Raw genomic sequence first — 22117 nt, 5'->3', positions numbered from 1 at the left:
GGTACGATGGTACCCGGACATTTGCATTTAGGGCATATAACACTATTGTATTTGTTATTTCCCCACACTGAGAAAAGGGTATTTTACCCGCTGTTTGCGCTATTGGCTTTTAATACCTTCATTGAATCAAACATTTACACTCACCTTCAACAAAACTGCAATGACAACTTTACAACAATTAAACCAGGCCCCGACATGGCATGGTGCGATTAAAAACTACTTTACACCCGCCGATATCGCTTGCATGAGATCAGTGCGCGGCTTCGATCTGGGTAACTATTCTTTCGTTGTAAGTCACGCACCGGATATCTACCAGCGTGTATCGCTTCCTCCCGACGCTCCTGGCCGTATGCCGGAAGACAGCGATCCTTGGACCAGCGACATGATCAGCAGCTTTCTTGCGTGGATGGAAGCAGGGTACCCTGAGGGCCAGCCGGAACCGGTTATGATGCGCAAAATGGCAGGCGCACCTGTTGCCGGTCGTTTAAGAAAAAGCCTTACATCTCTTTCTACAGAAGAGGTTGCCTTATTAAAAACAGCCTTTGCCGGTATCATGGCGCTGGGCACGGAAGACCTGAACGGATATTTTCAGAATGCCGCTATACATGGTTTACCCCTGGCTTATTGCCAGCACCACGATCCGGGATTCCAACCCTGGCACCGGGTACAGATGTGGGCATTTGAAAACTGTCTGCGCACCATCAAAGGTTGCGAGGAAGTAACCTTACCGTACTGGGATTTTAATGAACTGCTGCCATCCTGGATGTATGAAGCCCCATTTGACTCCTATACCTTACCGGTTGATATTTCGGCAGGCAGTACCAGCCCATATTATAAAAAAGGCTATCAGACACAGCGTTACAGTCCGCAGCAGATCATGACTAATTTCAACAATGATGTGGTTAAATCATTTGCGAATGCACAGACAGAGCAGTGGTGGGATAACTTTAACGGCCTGCTGGACAATACGCCTAATCTCGATTTTATACAGGGACATGATTCCGGACATGATAGTACGGGTGATACGATGAGCAGACAAAATGTATCTGCTTTTGATCCGATATTCTGGTTCTATCACTGTAACCTTGACCGTATGTGGTGGATATGGCAGGCCAATCACGGCGCACAGGATTATGAGGGTTTCATGAAGACGATCAAAAATAAAAACAGCTCCAGCTATACAGTATTTACCAATAATGTAGTCGGCAAAATGAATCCCTGGGCACTGAACCTTAAGCGTGATGATCTTACGGCCGCCTATACCATCGACCTGAACAATTTCGATGTGGCCTATGAGTCTATGGTGCTATCCCTGCCTCAACCTCTTTCCAATAAACAGGTAAGTCTGGGTATGGCCCGTGTCTTCGAAACGGATACACAGGAGGTGAATGTGCGCGTAGATAACCTGAACAGAACCCGTATTCCGGGCACCTTTAAAGTGCATTTACTGAAAGATGGGGTTATCCTGGATAGCTCCGTATTTTTCCAACCGGATGAGGTACAGAAATGTGAGAACTGTATGAAAAATCCGGTGGTGCATTTTGACTTCAGACTACCACTGCAGGCCGTTGAAGGCGGACTGTTAAGTATACAGGTAGAGCCTAATGAAAAAGAAATGTATGGAGATACAGTACCATTAAAAGTACTGGGTAATCCTGAAATCAGTGTGGCCTTACTGATGAAAGCACCATAATACACATTTGTATAAGCCTGTATTAACCTTAAAACTTATGGTATATGGCCCAGGAATTATCGTCACCCTGTTGTGGTGGCCAGCATAGGCATCCTATACAGAAACCGGCAGGAATAAAGGTCAAAAAGACTCTGCGATCCGTACCCGGTGCATTGCTCAGTGCAGGTATTGTACTGTTTCCGAAATGCCCGATGTGCTGGGCAGCCTATATGAGTATGTTTGGCAGTGTAGGACTATCAAACATCCCCTATATGAAATGGTTATTGCCGGTACTGATTTGCTTTCTGCTGATCAACCTCTATTTCATTTTCCGGAAGGTGAGGAGCAGGGGATATGGTCCTTTTATTTGCAGCCTTATCGGAGCAGTCATCATTATTGCCTGTAAGGTATTATTCCCCGAGATGAAGTACCTGCTGATGCTGGGTATAGCACTTGTATTTTCTGGCTCGCTCTGGAACAGCTTTGCCCGCCAGAAAGACCCGTTGCAATGCAGCGCTGATAGCAATATTACAGTATAAACAATAAACCCTGTACAATCCATTTGTATGGGGTTTATTGTTTATGTAATTAAATGGAGCATCCGCTTAAAGGAAACAAAGTCTAACATTATGTTTTAGGTATGCTAATTATATCTGTTGCTACCTTTTGCCTTGATGCAAAAGGTACCGCCAAAAAATCAAGGCTGTATAAATCCCTGGCTAAAAATCAATGTGTCGGTCGGTCGTAAACCAGACTCGCTACGCTCAGACAGTGGTTTCCGACGCTATCGACCGAGCCAATGATTTTCTTGACGCCGGATTTATAAGGCCATCCTAAGCGATCTGTTCTGTACGGATCACTTGCTTGTTTTCATCATAGCAAAGCAATTTTTGTCATTTCGATGTCCTTTAGTGATTTTATCAGTACACTTAAAACAACCTTAGCTGTTTCTCATCTGTATGCTGCTGATCAAAGTTGGATAAGCCTACTCCTAAAAGGCGTACCCGTTTATCTTCAAGAGCGGCCTTTTCCAGGATTATTTTTACCGCATCCAGAATAGATTCATGATCGTTGATCCATTCTGATAAAGACAGGCTGCGGGTCATGAGGGTAAAGTCGTGAAATTTGAATTTAACCGTTACCGTTCTGCCTTTAAGTCCATAACGCTCCAGGCGCTTGGAGAGCCGTCCAGAAAGTGTTTCCAGTTCGGGCAGCATCGTTTCCTTTGTAATCAGATCATCCTGGTAGGTATCTTCTACACTAACCGATTTGGTTTCGCGGTGTGGTTGCACTGCACGGTTATCAATACCCCTTACAATCTGGTAATAGAATTTACCGGGTTTACCGAAATGCCGGATCATTTCTGCTTCTGACAATTGCTTGAGATCGGCACCCGTATGCAGTCCCATGGCTTTCATTTTAGCAGCCGTAACCTTACCCACACCAAAGAACTTCTCTACCACCAGTGCTTCCATAAAGGCTTCCAGTCTTGATGGGCCGATGAAGGTGAGCCCATCGGGTTTATTCATATCAGAGGCGATCTTGGCTACAAACTTATTGATGGAAACACCTGCTGAGGCGGTCAGCTGTAATTCTGTCCTGATCGCATCTTTGATCTGTGTAGCGATCTCTATGGCCGAACCGATGCCTTGTTTATCCATGGTTACATCAAGGTAGGCCTCATCGAGCGATAAGGGTTCTATGATATCAGTATATCGTCTGAAAATCTCCCTGATATGATTGGATACGGCTTTATAGGCATCAAAACGGGGGAATACAAATATAGCTTCGGGACATAGTCTCTGTGCGGTTTTGGAAGACATGGCCGAACGGATACCGAACTTTCTGGCCTCATAACTGGCCGTAGCTACCACACCACCGCGCCCCTCCGGAGAACCACCTACAACCAGTGGCTTGCCACGATACTCGGGAAAGTCCCGCTGCTCTACAGACGCATAGAATGCATCCATATCGATATGGATTATCTTCCGGTGCGCGCCCTCTGTAGTCATCTGGATTAGGTTATGATCAATATGTTAGCCTCAAAATTAAGAAAAGGCCTGAGAATAATGATCTATGAAGCAGAACGATAGTCCACAATGTCATATGATGATTTTGTGAATCAGATATTTGCAGCTAATTTTAGCGTACCAGTTTCATCTTTTATATAAAGAATCCAAAACATGAGTAAGATAATTTTTGACAGTGCCATATCACTCGACGGTTTTTTCGCAGGGAATAACAGAAGTCCTCAGAATCCGATGGGCGGTATTTCCGAACAAATTCATTCCTGGATGTTTAATCAGAAAGCATTCTGGGACTATTTAGGGTTTGATGGTGGTAAGGAAGATGGCCTCGATGGACAATTGATCAGCGCAACAATTGAACGAACTGGTGCATTTATCATGGGTAAACGTATGTTCGAGGAAGGAGAAGCGAGCTGGCCGAATGATTTATACAAAGCAGACGTTTATGTACTCACCCATGAAAAGCGGGAGCCCTGGGTGCAGCAAGGAACAACGACTTTTTATTTTATAAATGACGGTATACATACAGCGCTACAAATGGCAAAGGAGTCCGCAAAGGGAAAGGATATACGCATACAGGGTGGAGCGAATACTATTCAACAGTTTTTGAATGCAGGATTAGTAGACGAATTTTTCATTCATATTGCCCCTGTTTTCTTAGGAAGCGGTATCCGCTTATTTGAGGGCATCGACAAAGATAAGTACGACTTAACTATTGCTGAGGTCATACCATCTGATCTGACCACTCATCTGAGGTATACACTGACGAAAAAATAAACAATTAAATACACTCCAATTCTAAATTATGAAAGTCAACACACTTTTCAAAATGCTCTTTGTTGCCTTTGCATTTATCCTCCCGATTGCGATGCAAGCACAAATACCTGTAACAGAAACATATATAAAACAACCAGATTTAGCCGCACTGGAGGGCACGTGGAAAGCAACGAAAGGAAAGGAAACATTAACTATTGTATTAAAATTACAGCCCAAAATGAAATTTGGCAATCGTTATACTGATGTTATGATTGGCTGGCATGAGTATAAAGTAAACGGTGTGACAGAAAGTAGCACTTTAAATAATGGTTATAAAGAAAGTATAGGTTTTATATCATTTACTCCAATTGAACTAAAGAACGGTGCACTCTTCTCTTTTGTTGACCCTTACAGGAGATTAGGCAATAGCATGGTCGAAGTAAAAATAAAGAATAATAGTACAATTGATTTTAAAATTCAACCTGGAGAAGATGAACCAATGAAGGTTGAGATAGATGGTACAGTAGCCAAAGAGCCAACAATGGAAAGTAAATTAATGAAAAGTGGAAACTGGACTCTTCGTAAAGTCAAATAATTATACATAGCATGAGAAAATTATTGTTACTGGCCCTGTTGCCGTTTTTTACGGCTTGCGAAGCGCAAATCAAAACCTATTCTTCAAGATTAGAATATGGTCTTAAAGGTGCAGTAAAAGAAGTGAACACCTATTGCTGTATCGCGAACAATGACCAGATACCTAAAGATACTACCGGTTTTATTTCAAAATTCAAAATGACCTTTGATGAGCCGGGCAATGCCATAGAAACTTACAATGTGTATAGCCCAATGAGGTCCGGGGGCATAACACCGACAAGCCGGACTATATATTCAGGAAAGGGTAAGGACATCAGCTATAAATTGCATTCAGCCCTTGAAGAGGGTAAAGAAAAGGAGGCGCATTACCAATATGTCTGGCAGGATGATTATACTTACCAAATCATCAATACAGAGGATACAACATCCCGGCAAATCATTACGCTGGATAAAGATTTCAGGATTATAAAAATGGTCACCGAACAAGACTCGTTTTATGCTGTCGACCAAAGGGAAACCATTTATAAAAACGGCAGGATTGCAAAGGTGATTACCCGCTCAACCGCCAAAATGGATGGAAAGACCAATAACTCCATAAGCATTTGGGTTGTTAAGGAATATGATAAACACGATAATCCACGTGTGCTGTATATATACGACAATGCCCATGAGCAACAGTTGAAAACTGTGGTGTTTAAAACATATACGTATTACTGATGCTGGTATTAATAAAAAAACGAGAAATCCCTGTAAGCAGCAATGCTTACAGGGATTTCTCGTAGATGAATATCTATACTTGTCGAGACGACTAGATTCGAACTAGCGACCCCTTGCACCCCATGCAAGTGCGCTACCGGGCTGCGCTACGTCTCGAGCATGAATGCATTGCTGCATCAGGGTTAACAGGGTAGCAAATATATACCAATTTTTTTCTTTTTTCAATCAAATAAAAAAAGAAACTTTGCAGCGAATTCATGGAAAATCAGCTGTCTATACAAGAGCGTTTTAAGGCCTCCCGTACCTGTGTACTGGTGCCTACCTACAACAATGCAGGAACGCTGTCATCCGTTCTGGACGGCATTTTACAGCATACCGACCAGGTACTGGTAGTGAACGACGGATCTACCGATGAGACGTCCGCTATTCTTGCTAATTACCCACAGATTGAGGTCGTATCTTACAGCCCTAACAGGGGTAAAGGACATGCCTTAAAAACCGGTTTCCGCAAGGCCTTATCTATAGGCTATGCCTATGCAATTACTATAGATAGCGACGGACAGCATTACCCATCCGATCTGCCTTTGTTTATAGATGCGATAGAAACGCAACCCAACCGGCTGATCATTGGTGCACGTAACCTGAACCAGGAAAACGTGCCAACGAAAAGCAGCTTCGGTAATAAATTTTCCAATTTCTGGTTCTGGGTGGAGACAGGTATTACACTGCCCGATACACAATCCGGTTATCGTTTATATCCGTTGGAGCAGGCCGGCAAACTGAAATACTTTACCCGTAAATATGAACTGGAGATCGAAGCTCCGGTACGCATTGCCTGGAAAGGTATCCCGGTCAGTTATATTCCTATCCAGGTATATTATCCGCCTGCGGCCGAAAGAATATCGCATTTCAGACCGTTTAAAGATTTCACCAGGATCAGTATCCTTAATACTTTTCTTACATTTATTGCCCTGTTGTGGATACACCCGCGCAATTTCATCCTGAAACTAACAACCAAAGAGGGTTGGAAAGGCTTATACCAATCGGTATTGCTCAAACCGGAAGAGTCTAATGCCCGCAAAGCCTCCAGTATTGGCTTCGGGGTATTTATGGGTATTGTACCGGTATGGGGTTTCCAGCTGGCTATAGGTATTCCGTTGTCTATATTTTTTCGCCTGAATAAAGGATTATTCCTCCTGGCCGCCAATATCAGTATATTTCCCATAACGCCCATCTGGTGGGCACTGAGCCTGATGTGTGGCAAATGGATCTTAGGCTATACCGACTGGACCTTTAAGCCACAGGACATGAGCCTGGAGCAGTTCAGGGAAGCCGGTGCAGCATTCTTTCTCGGTGGCACAGTATTATCTGTTGCCTGCGGTGCCCTTGCATACCTTATTTCCCTGATGCTGTTACAGCGTTTCCGTAATATGAGTAGCGCGGAAAAAACAGACGCTGCCCGCTAAGTATATTATAGAAATTCATATTTTTTATTTAGTTTCAGATCAAATTTGAACCTGCTATGCGCATGAACCTGCCAGACATACCGGAAGAGGACTTTGCAAATGGCCTCAGGGTTGAAGCCCTCAGCACCACCAACTGGTCACAATTTACCCGGCTCTTCGGACCCAAGGGAGCATGTGCCAATTGCTGGTGTATGTATTTCCGGAGATCAAAAGCTGATTTTGATGAGGGTAAAACGGAGGATGGTAATAAGGAGGCCATGAAGGCCCTGGTCTGGGACGATCAACCCACCGGCATCATCTGCTTTTATGAGGACATTCCTATTGCCTGGTGTGCTTTTGCTCCCCGGACTGATTTTGATAAACTGAAACGATCCCGTGTACATAAGCCTATAGATGAGGAGCCTGTATGGTCTATACCCTGTATGTTTATCGATAAGGCCTACCGCAGACTGGGGGTATCCGTTGCACTTTTAAAAGGAGTGATTGAATATGCCAAAGCAAACGGAATCCGTATTATAGAAGCGTATCCTACCATTCCGACACAGGACAAGCTACCGGATGCATTTGCCTGGATCGGTTTGTACAAATCATTTGAACGGGCGGGATTTGAAATTGTAGACCGTAGTTCAAAACACAGACCTATGGTGCGTTTTTATACAGATAGATTATAAGTATTGATACAATGAAAGCAAAAACCCTGAATATATTGCTGGTCCTGACTTCCATCATTGGTTACCTGGAGTGGGGTAAGGATGCATCGGTATTTTTCTTCCAGGCAGAATTGCAGATACTGAATAAACTTTTTACCGATCCGCAATCGGTATTACACCCCCTGATTCTGTTGCCGCTGGCTGGCCAGCTCTTATTGTTGTTTACCTTATTTCAGAAAAAAGTTTCGCCCTACCTGACCTATTTCGGAATGGCGGCTATAGCCCTACTGATCCTGTTTATGGGCATTGTAGGTCTGATCAGTTCCAATATCAGTATTGTGATCTCTTCCATACCTTTTGTGGTAACCGGCATTGCCACGATCAGATATTACCGGTATAGCAGGGTGGTGGCTACTGCATAAATCAAAATATACATTTATTATGAAAAGAATTTTATTCCCGGCACTGGCCCTGATCACCTCATTCGGACTGGGTTTCAGCGCTAAAGAACTCGTGGGTAAAGACCAGGCTAAACCTAAAAGAGTAACCGGTATCGGTGGCATATTTTTTAAATGCAAGGATCCTAAAAAGATCAGGGAATGGTATGCTCAGCATTTAGACCTGAATGTAAATGATTACGGATCTGTATTTGAATGGTATCAGGGCGCAGACAGTACCCGTAAGGGTTTCACGCAATGGAGTCCGTTTAAGGAAACAACTAAATACTTTGCCCCTTCTGAGAAGGATTTTATGATCAATTACCGTGTGGCTGATCTTAGCCGGCTGGTAGAACAGTTAAAGACAGAAGGTGTTACGGTATTAGATACCATAGAAAGCTATTCTTATGGCAAGTTCGTTCATATTATGGATATCGAAGGCAACAAGATTGAGCTCTGGGAGGCCAATGATATTGAGTTTGAACGCCTGGGGCAGAGCATGGGCAGTACAACTACAAAATAATATTTACAGGTATTAGTGTTTCATAGTCTACTAAGACCGAAGAAATATGGCTGATTGTATCGGTGCAAAAAGCTTAAAAATACTGGCGCAAGTTGCAAACTTGCGCCAGAAATGTAGTTTATCCTTCTACTTCCCAGTTTCTGCGAATCCAGCTGCCTACTACTTCATCCGTAAGATCAAACTTCACCGGAACGACAGAGGCATAGCCCTGTTTCAGGTTTTCCAGGTCTGTATCAGCGCCCATATCATTGTTCACAAACTTACCGGTCATCCAGTAATAGTCATTTCCACGGGGATCTACGCGTTTTTCAAAATTCTCCTTCCACTGCGCACTGGCCTGACGGCATACTTTAATTCCTTTAAAATCGGCTTCTGAAACCTTGGGTATGTTAACATTCACCAGGAAATTTTCAGGAAGGTGGCTGCCCAGCATTTGCTGTGTTACCGTACGCACTACTTTTTTAGCAATACTGAAATCGGCATCCCACCTAAAATCCTGCAGGGAAAAACCGGCAGCAGGTATACCGTCTATCGCCGCTTCCATAGCTGCAGACATGGTTCCCGAATAGATGACATTAATAGAGGCATTAGAGCCGTGGTTGATCCCACTCAGGCAAATGGTCGGTTTGCGGTGCAACAGGATATCCTGTGCCATCTTTACGCAATCTACCGGTGTACCACTACACTGATATGCTTCAATACCCATTTCTTCAAACAGGTTCACTTTTACCAGCCGCAGGGTATTGCCTATGGTTACAGCATGTCCCATACCGGATTGAGGGCTGTCCGGTGCTACTACAATAATTTCGCCCAGGTCCGCCACAGCTTCAATCAGGTTGGCGAGTCCCGGTGCGGTAATACCATCATCATTAACGATTAATATCGTTGGTTTGTAAGTTGTTGTCCTTTCCATACAGGCTACAAGATTACTAATTTTTTGTCAGCCGGGCCGATTAAGTTTTGTGCATAGCTATTCTGTTAAAACTTTTATGGATCATTGCTTGCGATATAGTTTAAATCTTTAAGTTTGCGGGTTAAAACCCCCAACTTGGCAGCAGTAAAACAATTAGCCGGACAAACACTATGGTATGGCATGAGTAACGTGGCCGCACGTTTACTCAACAGTTTGATACTTCCCTTGCTTTCTTACCTGCTGGTATCGAAAGCACAGATGGTACAGCAGGGTAGTGTGACCCTTATTTATTCCTATTTTGCCTTACTGAATGTAATCTTTACTTATGGTATGGAAACGGCTTATTTCCGTTTTTGTTCCAGGCAGAAAGAGCGGCAGAAAGACTTTTTCAATACCGCGTTCGGTTCGCTGCTGTTCAGTACCATCATTCTCTGCCTGCTTTTATACGCATTACGGGTACCGGTAGAGCGCTTTGTAGAACTGGAGGGGCATACCGAGTATATCAGTCTTACAGCATTGATTCTTTTCTTTGATACTATACAGACCATTCCTTTTGCATTACTGCGCCAGGAACAGAAGCCAAGAAAGTATGCTTTCATAAAGGTCTTCGGTATTGTGGTCAATATCATCATGGTTACCTTCTTTGTCGTGATTTTACCCAAGTTGGCCAATCATTATCCGGATAGTATCTGGAGCTGGCTGGTCAATAGTTTTACGGTGGTCTCCTTCGTACTGATCGCAAACCTGATACAGAGTATTTTTGTATTCCTGATGCTGTTCAATGAGTGGAAGCAATTCACCTTTAAAATAGACAAGACATTATGGAAAAAAATGTTTGCCTACAGCTCTCCCATGATCATTATTGGTCTGGCGGGTATGGTGAATGAGGTGATAGATCGCCAGATGCTGGTGAAGCTGATTCCGAATACAAAGGAATACGCAATGAGGATACAGGCTATTTACTCTCAGAACTATAAGCTGTCTATTATTATTACCTTATTTGTAACGGCCTTCCGCATGGCTGCAGAACCCTTCTTTTTCAGCCGCTCGCAGGATAAAAATGCCCCGGAATTATATGCCAGGGTCATGAAGTGGTTTGTCATCACCGTATGTCTTGCCTTCCTGACGACAGCTCTGTTCCTGGATGATGTATGGAAATATTATATGGGTGCACCTTATCGTGTGGGCCTGTTTGTAGTGCCGATATTGCTGATTGCAAATGTATTCAGTGGTATATATTACAACCTGTCGATCTGGTATAAGATCACGGACCGTATGCGCGTAGGCATTTACATTACCTTATTCGGAGCGGCGATTACGTTTGCGGGCAACTACCTCTTCATCCCTAAATACGAAATGCTGGCATCGGCCTGGACAACCCTGATCTGTTATGCCAGTATGGTGGTGGTCTGTTATATCTCCGGGCAAAAATATTATCCGGTTCCATACCCGATCAAACGTATTCTGACCTATCTTACCGTTATTATATCATTATATCTGCTGCATAAAGGAATCATCACTTATGTATTCCCGGACAGCAATGCCGTAATCAGACTGGCTTCAGGGGTTATCCTATTTATTTCTTTCTTATTTTTAGTGCTGCGATTAGAGCGCAATGAACTGAAAGCAATGCCGGTAATCGGTAAATTTTTAAAATAAACATTAGCAAATACAAGACATATGAAACTCATTTTAACCTCACTGACGGCTGCATCTTTACTGTTCTCTTCCTGTGGTAACGGGAACCAGACAGAAACAGTTACGGAGCAGACAGAAGTGAAAGTACCTGCCTTCAACGCGGATAATGCCTATAGTCATATACAAAAACAGGTAGATTTCGGTCCACGCCTGCCCAACTCTCCAGCACAGGAACAATGCGCTGCCTGGATGGAAAGCGAACTCAAAAAATCATGCGATACTGTGTACCGCCAGGAGACCAGCTTTACCGCAAAAGATGGTAAGAGCCTGCGTTGCATCAACCTGATCGGTGCCATCAATCCTAAAGCAACACATCGCTTGCTGTTACTCGCACACTGGGACAGCAGACCATGGGCTGACCAGGAAGATAAGACTAAACCTGTACTGGGAGCCAATGACGGCGCCAGTGGTGTAGGTGTACTGATCGAATTGGCTAATGTACTGAAGCAAAATAAATTTGACGGCGACCTGGGTATCGATATCCTGTTGACGGATGTTGAGGATTATGGTAAAAGTGAGTGGGGTGAAGACTCTTATGCACTGGGTACACAGTACTGGGCTAAGAACCCGCATACGCCGGGCTATAAAGCCATTGGCGGTATTCTGCTGGATATGGTAGGCAGTAAAAATGCCCGCTTTGCGCTGGAAGGCAACTCTAAACAATATGCCGGTGCTATTCAGCAGGGGGTTTGGGAAGCTGCAGCCAAAGCCGGTTACTCTTCTTATTTTGTATTTGAGCAAGGCGCTACCATTACCGATGATCATATGCCGGTAAATGAAATAGCCCGCATCCCTACAATTGATATCATTGACCTCCCGGCCAATACCAATACCGGTTTTGCCCATTACTGGCATACCACTAAAGATGATATGAGCAATGTAGATAAAAATACCCTCAAAGCGGTAGGACAAACATTGCTGCAGTATATATACACGCTATAATATTTCAATCGAAAACCAACCTCTATGTTTACACCGAGCATTAGTTTAGATAAAGATGTTGTGCTGGAAGATGAAAGGGTATTATTACGCCCTTTGGAAGAAAGTGATATACAATACTTCATACCCTACGTACTGAACGAGCCGGATATCTGGCAATATTCCCTGGTACGTCCTTCTGATGAAGAAAGTATGACGGCATATGTACACAATGCGGTAACTGCCCGTGAAGAGGGCAGGGAATATCCCTTTATCGTGTTTGATAAACAAACCGGCACCTATGTAGGCAGCACCCGGTTTTATGATATTCAACCGCAACACCGAAGCCTGCAGCTGGGGTATACCTGGTACGCCAAAGCCCAACAGGGAACGGGACTGAACAAACACTGCAAGTATCTGCTCCTGTCTTTTGCTTTTGAGCAATGGGGAATCGAAAGGGTAGAACTGCGTGCCGATACCCGCAATGCCCGGAGTATAGCCGCTATGCAACGCATCGGGTGTACTATAGAGGGCACACTACGCAGTCATTGCCTTACAGCAGATGGCAGCCGCAGAGACAGTATTGTACTGAGTATATTGAAAGAAGAATGGCAGAACGGAAAGAAAGAACAATTACAGCAGCAGCTGCATCCATAAATTAATCATTATAGCATTTGACATTTGCGTATTTCATAAAGAAGATCGGTTATGCACTCTCTGTACTCTGGGGGGTGATTACACTTGTGTTTGTACTTTTCAATGCCCTGCCCGGTGATCCGGCAAGGCTTACTTTGGGGCAACGCAGTGACCTGGCTTCTATCGAACATGTACGCAAAGAACTGAACCTGGATAAGCCTTTGCTGACCCGTTACGGTTACTACCTGAATGATATGCTGCCCCTGACGGTGCATGAACGTGATTCTGTAAACCAGGCTAAGTATCAGTATGCATCTTTAGTAAACTTTGGTGCTGACCATGCACTGGTCTGGAAAAAACCATATTTCGGCCGTTCTTACCAGACCAAGCGGCTGGTATGGGATGTGCTGGCAGATGCGATGCCGGGCACTATGGTCCTGGCACTTTCAGCCATGATCTTTGCAACGGTGATCGGCATTCTGCTCGGTATGCTGGCCGCAGTGAAGAAAGACACCTTCTGGGACATCAGTGCTATCCTGGGTTCTGTAGTAGGTATCTCTGCTCCATCTTTTTTTGCAGGGCTCATCATTGCCTATATTTTCGGGTACCTGCTCAGCAGTATTACCGGTCTGCCTATGGTAGGGAGTCTATGGGAGTATGATGCCTTCGGAGGCAGGAGACTGGCCATACAGCACCTGATCTTACCGGCGCTGACACTCGGCATACGTCCACTGGCTATCATTGCACAACTAACCCGAAGCGCGCTGCTGGATGTATTGTCGCAGGACTATATCCGCACGGCTTATGCCAAGGGATTAAGTAAAACAAAAGTAGTATTCCGCCATGCTTTGCCCAATGCACTCAATCCCGTAGTGACGGCCATTTCTGGCTGGCTGGCTGAATTGCTCGCAGGTTCTTTCTTCGTAGAATTTATCTTCAGCTGGAAAGGCCTGGGTAAACTAACGGTTGATGCCCTGGATAAATTTGACTTCCCTGTCGTGATGGGTGCCGTATTGCTGTCCGCAGCTATCTTTGTAGTAGTGAGTGTACTGACCGATCTGCTGTACACCAAACTGGACCCGCGCGTAAAACTGAATTAATGCGTCATTCACTATATACCGGCCGCTACCCCTGGTTACTACCGGCATTACTGATGCTGGGCCTGTCGCAATCGCTCCGGGCACAGGATACTATTTTACCTATCAAAAATATACATCTGGTAAGTGCACACTTGTACCGTTCAGGACAGCCGCACCGTAAGGGTTTTAAGGCTTTGGAAACCGCAGGATTTACAGACGTGATCAACCTGCGTACAATCTGGTCTGATCGCTGTCGCAGCGGACAGGCAAAAATCAACCTGCATCATATTAAAGTAGTAACTGCAAGCATGACAGAAGAGGATCTTGTGGCTATTTTCAGGCAGATAGAACAATCTGAGGGCAAGGTACTGATTCATTGCTGGCACGGATCGGACCGTACAGGAACAGTAGTGGCCATGTACCGCATTCTGTACCAGGGTTGGGACAAAGAGAAAGCCATATCCGAAATGATGTATGGCGGATATGGCTTTCATAAAATATTTGGCAATCTGCCCCGGCTGATCCGGAACATAGATATCGAAAAGTTTCGATTGGCTATAAAGCAACACTAGTGTGCTTCCAGCCAGTTCAGGCCATGACCTGCTTCTGCTTCTACAGGCACATCATTCGGCAATGGTAAGGCTGCACGCATATGTTCCAGTACCAATGCTTTCACGGTATCCAGTTCTTCTTTATATACATCCAGGATCAACTCATCGTGTACCTGTAAGATCATTTTGGAACGTAATTGCGCGTCACGTAAAGCCGCATCAATACGTATCATCGCCAGTTTGATCATATCTGCAGCCGTACCCTGTATCGGTGCATTGATCGCAGCACGCTCCGCGTATCCTCTCACGACTGCATTACCAGACTGAATATCTCTTAACCAGGTCTTACGGCCCAGTAAGGTTTGTACAAAGCCGTTTTCTTTGGCGAAGTTCATCATATCATCCATATATTGGTTGATGCCTGCAAACTCACGTTTATAATTATCAATGATCTCCTTGGCCTCGGTACGACTGATGCCTAAGTTAGCTGCCAGACCAAATGCGCCTTGTCCGTATATAATACCGAAGTTTACACTCTTGGCTTTATAACGCTGTTCCTTGGTCACATCGGCAATATCAATACCATATACTTTAGCTGCTGTAGCTGCGTGAATATCGGCACCACTGCGGAAAGCTTCACACATATTAGGATCGCCGCTGATCGCCGCTACAATACGCAATTCGATCTGGGAATAATCGGCACTCAGCAGGATATGCTGCTCATCTCTTGGGATAAATGCTTTTCTGATCTCCCGCCCGCGATCGGTACGCACCGGTATATTCTGTAAGTTAGGATTGTTGCTGCTCAGACGGCCCGTTACAGCGGTCGTCTGGCTGTAAGAGGTATGTACTCTGCCTGTTTTCGGATTGATCATCAGTGGCAGGGCATCTACATAAGTATTGCGCAGTTTGGTCAGTTCCCGGAAACCGAGAATATCATCTACGATCTTATGTTCATTCGCAAGCTTCAGCAATACATCCTCACCGGTTGCATATTGTCCGGTCTTTGTTTTTTTCGCTTTGGGATCGAGCTTTAATTTATCAAACAGTACTTCACCCAATTGCTTAGGAGAGGCCAGATTAAAGCGCACACCGGCTGACTGGTATACATTCTCTTCAAAGATTCTTGCATCACGCTCCAGCTCTTTAGAATAGTCCTGCAGGAACTGCTCATCTATCCGTACACCTTCCACTTCCATATTCGCCAGTACTTTTACCAGCGGATTATCGGCTTCATTAAACACTCTTTCTACTGCTTTTTCGATAATCAGCGGAGCCAGAGCTTCTTTTAACTGCAAGGTGATATCTGCATCCTCTGCAGCATATTCGGCCACCTGCGGTACCGGTACATCGCGCATCGTAAGCTGTCCTTTCCCTTTTTTACCGATCAGTTCGGTGATGGAGATCGGATCGTACTGCAAGAATTGCTGTGCCAGCAAATCCATGCTGCGTCTGCCTTCCGGCTCTATTACATAATGCGCTACCATGGTATCGAATACTGGTCCGGCAATAAATTGCTGATACCATTTCAGTATAATAATATCATATTTAATATTCTGTCCGATCCAGGTAATAGCATCATCGTTGAAGAGTGGGGCGAAAGCGGCAACAGTCTTCATCGCCTCATCCTGGTCTGCACTTACGGGCACATAATAAGCTGTACCTTTTTCTACGGCAAAGCTCATGCCTACCATCTGTACATTATTAGGATCGGTACCGGTTGTTTCGGTATCGAAACAGATCTCTTTATATTGCTTCAGTTGCCCGATCAGTGAATCGATCGCCTCTGGTGTATCTACTGTATGATACTGGTGTGGTGTGTCTTTTGCGGTTTTGAAGGATACAAACAATTCCGGGGCAGCTGTTGTTGTATTGCTTTTGCTTTCTGCAACCGCAACTTCATTACCAAAAAGATCTAATTGTACTTTTTCATTGGTGGTCACTTTAAAGGCATCACCCAGGATACGTTTGCCCAGTGTACGGAATTCCAGTTCGGTAAATACTTCTACCAGATCCGCTTCATTCATCTCGCTCAGGCAGAAATCCTCTTCATGAAAATGCACTCCCGGTACATTGGTAATGATGGTAGCCAGTTTTTTAGAAAGAATCGCACTTTCTTTACCCGCACGCACCTTCTCACCTAATGCACCCTTAATGCTATCCGCATTGGCCAGTACATTCTCCAGCGTATCATATTCTTTAAGCAGTTTTGCGGCTGTTTTTTCACCCACACCGGCAATACCCGGAATATTATCTACTGCATCGCCCATCAGGCCCAGTATATCTATTACCTGCTCACAACGTTTAATATCCCATTTGGCACATATCTTCTCCCCATCCAGAATCTCTTCTTTATTGCCCATATAAGCAGGCTTGAAAATATATACATTGTCTTTGCAGACCAGTTGTCCATAGTCCTTGTCCGGTGTCACCATATACACCTCATATCCGGCATCGGCTGCCTGCCAGGCCAGTGTACCGATAATATCATCGGCCTCGTAACCATGGCTTTCAATAATCGGAATATTGAAGCCTTCTATAATGCGTTTAATATCCGGAATAGCGGCCAGCAAATCTTCCGGGGCTTCCTGTCTGTTGGCCTTATAATCTGCAAAATCAGCATGACGCTCTGTATCGCCGGGTGTATCGAAACAGATCGCGATATGTGAGGGCTGGTATTTTTTGATCAGGTCAATAAGGGTATTGGTAAAGCCGAACTGCGCATTTGTATTTTTTCCGGCAGAGGTAATCCTCGGGCTGCGGATAAGGGCATAATATGCTCTGAATATAAGTGCAAAGGCATCCAGAAGGAACAATTTTTTCATTGGACGAAGATACTGGATCGCCGGAAACTAAAAAAATTGCAATAGAGCGTTCAGGACCAGTGATCGGAGACCAGAAAGCAGTCAATTTATACTGCTTTCTTCGCACACAGATATGATATGCTCCGGTTACCCTTCACTAGTTTAAAACATAGGAATTTTATCGTTATAACCATCAGCCTCCAAAAAGTCACTCCGCCACCGACGTCATCCTGTATCGGCGGTTATTAAATAAAAAACATCATAATATATTTTTAATCAGTGCTTTAACACAATTTCATTAAAGAAAAAGTCTTCTGCTTCCCGAAGCCGGAGCCGAAACACTTAATAATAAGATAACATTGAACTATATGCGAGGTAAAAAGAGAAAATTACTTTTGCCGAAATTTTAAAATCAGATTACGAAATCATTATTTAATTATGAAGAAATTATTACTGATCGGCGGTACTACACTAATGACTGCATCAGCCATATGGGCTCAGGACACCAAACTGGATGTATATCCTAAGCGCAATATGGGTAATGATCTCCTGATCGACATGATTGATACGACCACTGCTATGGGTAAAAAAATGTTATCCATTGCAACTAAATTCGGAAATATCAGTTTCTCCGGTTACTTGCAACCGCAGTTTCAATATATACAGACACCGGGTGCTGCCAGCTACAATGGTGGTGACTTTGCACCCAATTCAGATAATCGTTTCCGTATACGCCGCGGCCGTTTACGTATGGACTATACCGGATACGACAGCAAAGGAAGACCTTCTGCTTATTTCGTTTTACAATTTGACGGTACAGAGCGTGGCGTAAATGTGCGTGACTTCTGGGGTCGTTATTACGAGAATGAGCTGGAACTGTTTCACTTTTCTGCCGGTATGATGGCACGTCCGTTCGGTTTTGAACTGCTGTACTCCTCTGTAAACCGTGAGGCACCGGAGCGTGGCCGTATGTCCCAAATACTGATGAATACGGAGCGTGACCTCGGTTTCATGTTCTCCTTTGCACCAAGAAAGAAAAATGCCAAAATGAAATGGCTGGGTGTTGATGTTGGTATCTACAACGGACAAGGCCTGACCGGTACCCAGGAATTTGACAGCCATAAAGATGTGGTATCTAAATTATCTTTTAAGAAAATACATATTCCGAACAGCAGGGTACAATTCTCTGCCGGTGTCAGCTATTTCAATGGTGGCCTGGCTAGCCAGAACAATACCTATTATCGTTACAGCAATGATATGATGATAGCGGACAGTGCTGCGAAGAATACAGGTAAGATATTGCCAAGACAATATTATGGTGCTGATGCACAGGTACAGATCTCTAATAAAAAAGGCTGGACCGAGTTCCGTGGTGAGTATATTGCCGGTAAGCAAACGGGTACATTAAGCACTACCATAACTCCGGGATCTTACCCTCTGACCAGTACGGGTAGTATTGCTCCACTGGCCGTAAGAGACTTTAACGGTGCTTATTTCTATTATTTACAACACCTGGGTTCTACCAAACATCAGCTGGTACTGAAGTATGACTGGTACGACCCGAATACCCGTGTATCGGGCAATGCAGTAAGCACTGCTAAAAACCTGACTGCGGCAGATGTAAAGTATAATACTTTTGGAGGTGGTTATGTATACTACGTGACACCAAACCTGAAAGTAACTTTATGGTATGAGCATCCGGTAAATGAAAAAACAAGCATCAAAGGCATGGAAAATGACCTAAAGGACGACAACTTTACCTGTCGTGCACAATTCAGTTTCTAATCATATATACAGATAAAAAAGGATCGGCCCGGAATATTCCGGGCCGATCCTTTTTTATCTGTATTGCTTTAATAACTGTTTTAATGCAGCTTCATTTTTGAGGATCGCTTTTCGCTGCGGAGAAATCATCCAGGCTGTATGCCTTTGTTCTGTTTCCGGTTGCGGATGTTTCATGAATACCCGTTTCAGCCAGGAAAAAGAAAAATGATCAAAGCCTTCTGATAAAGATACCATGTGTACATATTGATCATCGGAAAGCTTTTCCAGCAATTGTTTTACTTCATGATAATCGCTCAGGGAATGGATACAGAATATGCTTCCTTTCTGCGGATCGGCATAATGCAGCAAAGTTGTTTCCTGTTGCCAGACTGCCTGTGTAATGCGGTGTTGCACCTGTTCCGCCTCCGGACGATCTGTCCTGTCTGCCTTTACGTTCTGTTCGGATACATAATGGATCATCAGTCCGTCATTTTGCTGCAATTGCATATAGAGGCTCCAGACTGCCTGTTTGTAATAATTGAGCATTTCATCTGCAAGGCCGTCATCCAGCAATAAGCCACCGATATGGTTATAAAAACTGGCATAGAAATAACACTCAGAAGCATACGGGTTGCGGATCTCCGGGTTGCGTACAACCAACTCGCGGTTGCGTCCGTATATTTTCCAGACAATGCGGCGCACATCATCACCGTATTCAAATTGCTTATAGTTGAGGTATTCGCCTTCTACCTTACGCATCTGTTCTATACGTACATCCATTTCCTGTTGTGCCTGTGGTAATACCTCTGCAGCATTGATCCTGTTTGCCTGCGGTGGATGATAAAACTCGCCCTGTAAGGGTTGCGGCATATAAAGGCGTATCAGGCGGAACATATCTTCAAAGTATAGAGTAGCCCCTGTCACCTGGTATGCTTTGATATCTCTGAAATACAGATCGCTTGTACCGGAAAACTGCTGCGCTCTAAGGCTATGGCTGCGCCTTAGCACAGAAGCCAGTACAAAAGATTTGCTCAGTCCATAACGGTCTATACGAAGCCTGCCGGAAATAAAACCGAGGAAAGGTCGCCAGTCATACTGAAGGGTAGGGTGAATGTGCAAAGCCGCATCCTGCATATCGCCTGTCTGCAGATCCAGTTTAAACGATGCCCTGCCGCTACGGTTCAGTATGCGATAACGGATATAGGCCAGGATAGTGGTAAGCAATGATAATCCTATCAGTATAAGTGCGAGCAGCCCTGCAATCCTGACCAGCAAGACCAGTAAGGACTGATAGCTATTGTGATCACTATCATTTGAAGCATCGACCGGGTATACATAACGATAAGTCAGCCATGCCAGCAAACCGATCAGGAATAGATTAAACCGGACCGGGCTGTGGGTGAGTATAAACCTTATTTTAAGGAGCAGCTGCTTCAAAAGCGGATTTTTATTGATTAAAGGTACGAATCAGTTCCCAAACTATGATTCCGACTGAAACAGAGATATTCAGTGAGTGCTTGGCTCCGAATTGCGGAATCTCCACTACCTGATCACAAAGTGCCAGTGCATCATTGCTTACGCCCTCAACCTCATTACCAAATATAACGGCAATTTTCTCTGTGGGATTATATTGTATCGTTTCCAGGGAGATGCTGTTATGCACCTGTTCTGCTGCTATAATGCGGTACCCGTCTGCTTTAAGCTTTTCCAGTACCGGAACAATGTCTTTTTCATACTGCCAGTGTACCGTCTCTGTTGCGCCCAATGCAGTTTTATGAATTTCCCGATGCGGAGGGCTGGGGGTGTACCCGCAGAGTACAATCGATTCCAGGCCGAAACTATCTGCCGTGCGGAAGACCGAGCCCACATTATGCATGCTACGCACGCTATCCAGTACTATAGTGAGGGGAAAAGTATGTGCTGCTTTGGCATCGGCAACGCTGAGGCGCTGCAATTCATTCATTTCTTTTTTACGGAACATTGGAGATGTCATAAGATTGCAAAATAACAAAATGTTGGTGTCCGGCTAATGGTTTTTTGTATAATTTTGCCAGACATTTAATTCTATATTAATATAAGTATGTATCCTGATATGATGAATATGTCGCCGTACAGCACCAAGGCGCATACACAAATTGATATTGACAGTGATGTACTGCTTGCAGAGAAATCAGCACTGATCAACAGTCTTATCGTTTGGAATGATGAAGTAAATACCTTTGACTGGGTGATAGAGTCCCTGGTAGATATTTGCAATCATACACCTGAAAGTGCAGAACAATGTGCACTGATTGTACATTTCAGCGGTAAATATGCCGTAAAAAAAGGAGACTTCGACACCTTAAAACCAATGTGCGAAGCACTGCTGGACAGAGGAATTTCAGCCAGTATAGGCTAGACCATACTGTATTGCATAGAGGTCGAACTCAGGTTACTGGTCGCTTTGGCCAGCAGGGTATTGTTTTCAAAATGATGTACCCTTACCTCTACATGCATGATCTTCTTACCCATACGAATCACTTCTGCCGTGGCTTTCAAACGTTCACCGTTTTTAATGGCGTACAGGAAATCTACATTCAGATTGATGCTGGTATAGTGCGTTTCGGCCTCCATTGATAACACTGCAAAGCCGATCACTTCATCAATCACCAGGCTCATCATGCCACCGTGGATATTCCCGTAAGGATTACACATCTCCGGTCTCACCAGCATAGACACAACTGCTTTATTCTTTTCTATCGCTTCCATACGCACATTCAGCCAGCTGCCCGCAGGCGATGGGGTATTATTCAATTCCTGTCCGATGAGCGATTGTAATAAAGAAAGAGACAATTTCATATCCGTATTTTGAGGGCACAAAAGTAACAGAATTTTACAGATCTAATCTCACAAATTGTGTTAAGTTTGTAGAT

Annotated in this window: 22 protein-coding genes and 1 tRNA gene; 16 read left to right on the top strand and 7 right to left on the bottom strand. The window is 44.3% G+C overall.

The features are described 5' to 3' along the window. Positions 1–160 precede the first annotated feature (160 nt). On the top strand, positions 161–1693 hold the full coding sequence (locus tag FTD44_RS11450; RefSeq protein ID WP_222166561.1) for a tyrosinase family protein: 1533 nt from the start codon (positions 161–163) through the stop codon (positions 1691–1693). Between the two features lie 44 nt (positions 1694–1737). Continuing rightward, complete coding sequence (locus FTD44_RS11445) at positions 1738–2211, top strand: hypothetical protein (protein ID WP_222166560.1); 474 nt, start codon at positions 1738–1740, stop codon at positions 2209–2211. Positions 2212–2601: 390 nt separating this feature from the next. Here FTD44_RS11445 and dinB read toward each other — a convergent pair whose 3' ends face one another. Beyond that, entirely contained in the window at positions 2602–3684 is a 1083-nt protein-coding gene (gene dinB, locus FTD44_RS11440) for a DNA polymerase IV (protein ID WP_222166559.1), read from the bottom strand. 171 nt (positions 3685–3855) lie between these two features. Here dinB and FTD44_RS11435 point away from each other — a divergent pair, with 171 nt between their 5' ends. Genes FTD44_RS11435 through FTD44_RS11425 form a run of 3 tightly spaced genes read left to right on the top strand, consistent with a single transcriptional unit; the run spans position 3856 to position 5766 of the window. Beyond that, positions 3856–4476, top strand: coding sequence for a dihydrofolate reductase family protein (locus tag FTD44_RS11435; RefSeq protein ID WP_222166558.1), 621 nt, complete (start codon positions 3856–3858; stop codon positions 4474–4476). A 28-nt stretch (positions 4477–4504) separates the two neighbouring features. Continuing rightward, positions 4505–5050: a DUF6705 family protein gene (locus FTD44_RS11430; RefSeq protein WP_222166557.1), complete on the top strand. Its 546-nt coding sequence runs from the start codon at positions 4505–4507 to the stop codon at positions 5048–5050. Between the two features lie 11 nt (positions 5051–5061). Then, a complete protein-coding gene (locus FTD44_RS11425) occupies positions 5062–5766 on the top strand; it encodes a hypothetical protein (protein ID WP_222166556.1) in 705 nt (234 codons plus the stop codon). Positions 5767–5848: 82 nt separating this feature from the next. On the opposite strand, the gene FTD44_RS11420 is transcribed toward FTD44_RS11425, so the two are convergent. Continuing rightward, positions 5849–5922 (bottom strand) — tRNA-Pro (locus FTD44_RS11420). Between the two features lie 101 nt (positions 5923–6023). On the opposite strand from FTD44_RS11420, the gene FTD44_RS11415 reads away from it, so the two are divergent. From FTD44_RS11415 to FTD44_RS16085, 4 genes are read left to right on the top strand one after another with little or no spacing between them, the layout of a single operon-like run. Further along, complete coding sequence (locus FTD44_RS11415) at positions 6024–7232, top strand: DUF2062 domain-containing protein (RefSeq protein WP_246625415.1); 1209 nt, start codon at positions 6024–6026, stop codon at positions 7230–7232. 56 nt (positions 7233–7288) lie between these two features. Then, entirely contained in the window at positions 7289–7903 is a 615-nt protein-coding gene (locus FTD44_RS11410) for a GNAT family N-acetyltransferase (RefSeq protein ID WP_222166555.1), read from the top strand. 11 nt (positions 7904–7914) lie between these two features. Next, the gene (locus tag FTD44_RS11405) at positions 7915–8304 is read left to right on the top strand and encodes a hypothetical protein (RefSeq protein ID WP_222166554.1); all 390 of its coding nucleotides are present in this window, start codon (positions 7915–7917) and stop codon (positions 8302–8304) included. Between the two features lie 19 nt (positions 8305–8323). Further along, positions 8324–8842 carry a VOC family protein gene (locus tag FTD44_RS16085; protein WP_246625414.1) on the top strand — a complete coding sequence of 173 codons (519 nt, stop codon included), beginning with the start codon at positions 8324–8326 and terminating at the stop codon, positions 8840–8842. Positions 8843–8960: 118 nt separating this feature from the next. On the opposite strand, the gene surE is transcribed toward FTD44_RS16085, so the two are convergent. Continuing rightward, complete coding sequence (gene surE, locus FTD44_RS11395; protein WP_222166553.1) at positions 8961–9755, bottom strand: 5'/3'-nucleotidase SurE; 795 nt, start codon at positions 9753–9755, stop codon at positions 8961–8963. Positions 9756–9890: 135 nt separating this feature from the next. Between surE and FTD44_RS11390 the strand changes: the two genes are divergently transcribed. Genes FTD44_RS11390 through FTD44_RS11370 form a run of 5 tightly spaced genes read left to right on the top strand, consistent with a single transcriptional unit; the run spans position 9891 to position 14658 of the window. Further along, positions 9891–11414 (top strand): lipopolysaccharide biosynthesis protein, encoded by a 1524-nt coding sequence (locus FTD44_RS11390; RefSeq protein ID WP_246625413.1) that lies wholly within the window; start codon positions 9891–9893, stop codon positions 11412–11414. A gap of 21 nt (positions 11415–11435) precedes the next feature. Beyond that, the gene (locus FTD44_RS11385) at positions 11436–12395 is read left to right on the top strand and encodes a M28 family peptidase (protein WP_222166552.1); all 960 of its coding nucleotides are present in this window, start codon (positions 11436–11438) and stop codon (positions 12393–12395) included. 24 nt (positions 12396–12419) lie between these two features. Further along, entirely contained in the window at positions 12420–13028 is a 609-nt protein-coding gene (locus FTD44_RS11380) for a GNAT family N-acetyltransferase (RefSeq protein ID WP_222166551.1), read from the top strand. A gap of 17 nt (positions 13029–13045) precedes the next feature. Beyond that, on the top strand, positions 13046–14107 hold the full coding sequence (locus tag FTD44_RS11375; protein ID WP_222166550.1) for an ABC transporter permease: 1062 nt from the start codon (positions 13046–13048) through the stop codon (positions 14105–14107). Next, positions 14107–14658, top strand: coding sequence for a dual specificity protein phosphatase family protein (locus tag FTD44_RS11370; protein ID WP_222166549.1), 552 nt, complete (start codon positions 14107–14109; stop codon positions 14656–14658). The genes FTD44_RS11375 and FTD44_RS11370 overlap by 1 nt, the downstream gene beginning before the upstream one ends. Here FTD44_RS11370 and polA read toward each other — a convergent pair. Then, complete coding sequence (polA, locus tag FTD44_RS11365; RefSeq protein WP_222166548.1) at positions 14655–17462, bottom strand: DNA polymerase I; 2808 nt, start codon at positions 17460–17462, stop codon at positions 14655–14657. The two genes, FTD44_RS11370 and polA, sit on opposite strands and share 4 nt — an antisense overlap. A gap of 417 nt (positions 17463–17879) precedes the next feature. Between polA and FTD44_RS11360 the strand changes: the two genes are divergently transcribed. Beyond that, positions 17880–19226 carry a porin gene (locus FTD44_RS11360; RefSeq protein WP_246625412.1) on the top strand — a complete coding sequence of 449 codons (1347 nt, stop codon included), beginning with the start codon at positions 17880–17882 and terminating at the stop codon, positions 19224–19226. A gap of 54 nt (positions 19227–19280) precedes the next feature. On the opposite strand, the gene FTD44_RS11355 is transcribed toward FTD44_RS11360, so the two are convergent. Continuing rightward, positions 19281–20642, bottom strand: a complete 1362-nt coding sequence (locus FTD44_RS11355) for a DUF58 domain-containing protein (protein WP_222166547.1) — start codon at positions 20640–20642, stop codon at positions 19281–19283. Between the two features lie 10 nt (positions 20643–20652). Beyond that, positions 20653–21198 (bottom strand): RNA methyltransferase, encoded by a 546-nt coding sequence (locus FTD44_RS11350; RefSeq protein ID WP_246625411.1) that lies wholly within the window; start codon positions 21196–21198, stop codon positions 20653–20655. A gap of 87 nt (positions 21199–21285) precedes the next feature. Between FTD44_RS11350 and FTD44_RS11345 the strand changes: the two genes are divergently transcribed. Further along, complete coding sequence (locus FTD44_RS11345) at positions 21286–21603, top strand: ATP-dependent Clp protease adaptor ClpS (RefSeq protein WP_246625410.1); 318 nt, start codon at positions 21286–21288, stop codon at positions 21601–21603. On the opposite strand, the gene FTD44_RS11340 is transcribed toward FTD44_RS11345, so the two are convergent. Further along, positions 21600–22043 (bottom strand): PaaI family thioesterase, encoded by a 444-nt coding sequence (locus tag FTD44_RS11340; RefSeq protein WP_129021349.1) that lies wholly within the window; start codon positions 22041–22043, stop codon positions 21600–21602. The genes FTD44_RS11345 and FTD44_RS11340 overlap by 4 nt on opposite strands. Between the last annotated feature and the right edge of the window lie 74 nt (positions 22044–22117).

The sequence above is a fragment of the Edaphocola aurantiacus genome (assembly GCF_019797745.1).
Classification (GTDB): Bacteria; Bacteroidota; Bacteroidia; order Chitinophagales; family Chitinophagaceae; genus Edaphocola; species Edaphocola aurantiacus.
Note: the sequence above shows the minus strand (reverse complement) of the source record. Positions and strands in the feature narration are given on the sequence as shown.

Coding starts and splice junctions, on each gene's coding strand:
- FTD44_RS11385 (WP_222166552.1), top strand. CDS start 11,436: ATGAAACTCATTTTAACCTCACTGACGGCTGCATCTTTACTGTTCTCT.
- FTD44_RS11350 (WP_246625411.1), bottom strand. CDS start 21,198: ATGACATCTCCAATGTTCCGTAAAAAAGAAATGAATGAATTGCAGCGC.
- FTD44_RS11430 (WP_222166557.1), top strand. CDS start 4,505: ATGAAAGTCAACACACTTTTCAAAATGCTCTTTGTTGCCTTTGCATTT.
- FTD44_RS11405 (WP_222166554.1), top strand. CDS start 7,915: ATGAAAGCAAAAACCCTGAATATATTGCTGGTCCTGACTTCCATCATT.
- FTD44_RS11450 (WP_222166561.1), top strand. CDS start 161: ATGACAACTTTACAACAATTAAACCAGGCCCCGACATGGCATGGTGCG.
- FTD44_RS11410 (WP_222166555.1), top strand. CDS start 7,289: ATGCGCATGAACCTGCCAGACATACCGGAAGAGGACTTTGCAAATGGC.
- FTD44_RS11360 (WP_246625412.1), top strand. CDS start 17,880: ATGAAGAAATTATTACTGATCGGCGGTACTACACTAATGACTGCATCA.
- FTD44_RS11415 (WP_246625415.1), top strand. CDS start 6,024: ATGGAAAATCAGCTGTCTATACAAGAGCGTTTTAAGGCCTCCCGTACC.
- FTD44_RS16085 (WP_246625414.1), top strand. CDS start 8,324: ATGAAAAGAATTTTATTCCCGGCACTGGCCCTGATCACCTCATTCGGA.
- FTD44_RS11340 (WP_129021349.1), bottom strand. CDS start 22,043: ATGAAATTGTCTCTTTCTTTATTACAATCGCTCATCGGACAGGAATTG.
- FTD44_RS11380 (WP_222166551.1), top strand. CDS start 12,420: ATGTTTACACCGAGCATTAGTTTAGATAAAGATGTTGTGCTGGAAGAT.
- FTD44_RS11345 (WP_246625410.1), top strand. CDS start 21,286: ATGTATCCTGATATGATGAATATGTCGCCGTACAGCACCAAGGCGCAT.
- FTD44_RS11370 (WP_222166549.1), top strand. CDS start 14,107: ATGCGTCATTCACTATATACCGGCCGCTACCCCTGGTTACTACCGGCA.
- polA (WP_222166548.1), bottom strand. CDS start 17,462: ATGAAAAAATTGTTCCTTCTGGATGCCTTTGCACTTATATTCAGAGCA.
- surE (WP_222166553.1), bottom strand. CDS start 9,755: ATGGAAAGGACAACAACTTACAAACCAACGATATTAATCGTTAATGAT.
- FTD44_RS11445 (WP_222166560.1), top strand. CDS start 1,738: ATGGCCCAGGAATTATCGTCACCCTGTTGTGGTGGCCAGCATAGGCAT.
- FTD44_RS11435 (WP_222166558.1), top strand. CDS start 3,856: ATGAGTAAGATAATTTTTGACAGTGCCATATCACTCGACGGTTTTTTC.
- dinB (WP_222166559.1), bottom strand. CDS start 3,684: ATGACTACAGAGGGCGCGCACCGGAAGATAATCCATATCGATATGGAT.
- FTD44_RS11425 (WP_222166556.1), top strand. CDS start 5,062: ATGAGAAAATTATTGTTACTGGCCCTGTTGCCGTTTTTTACGGCTTGC.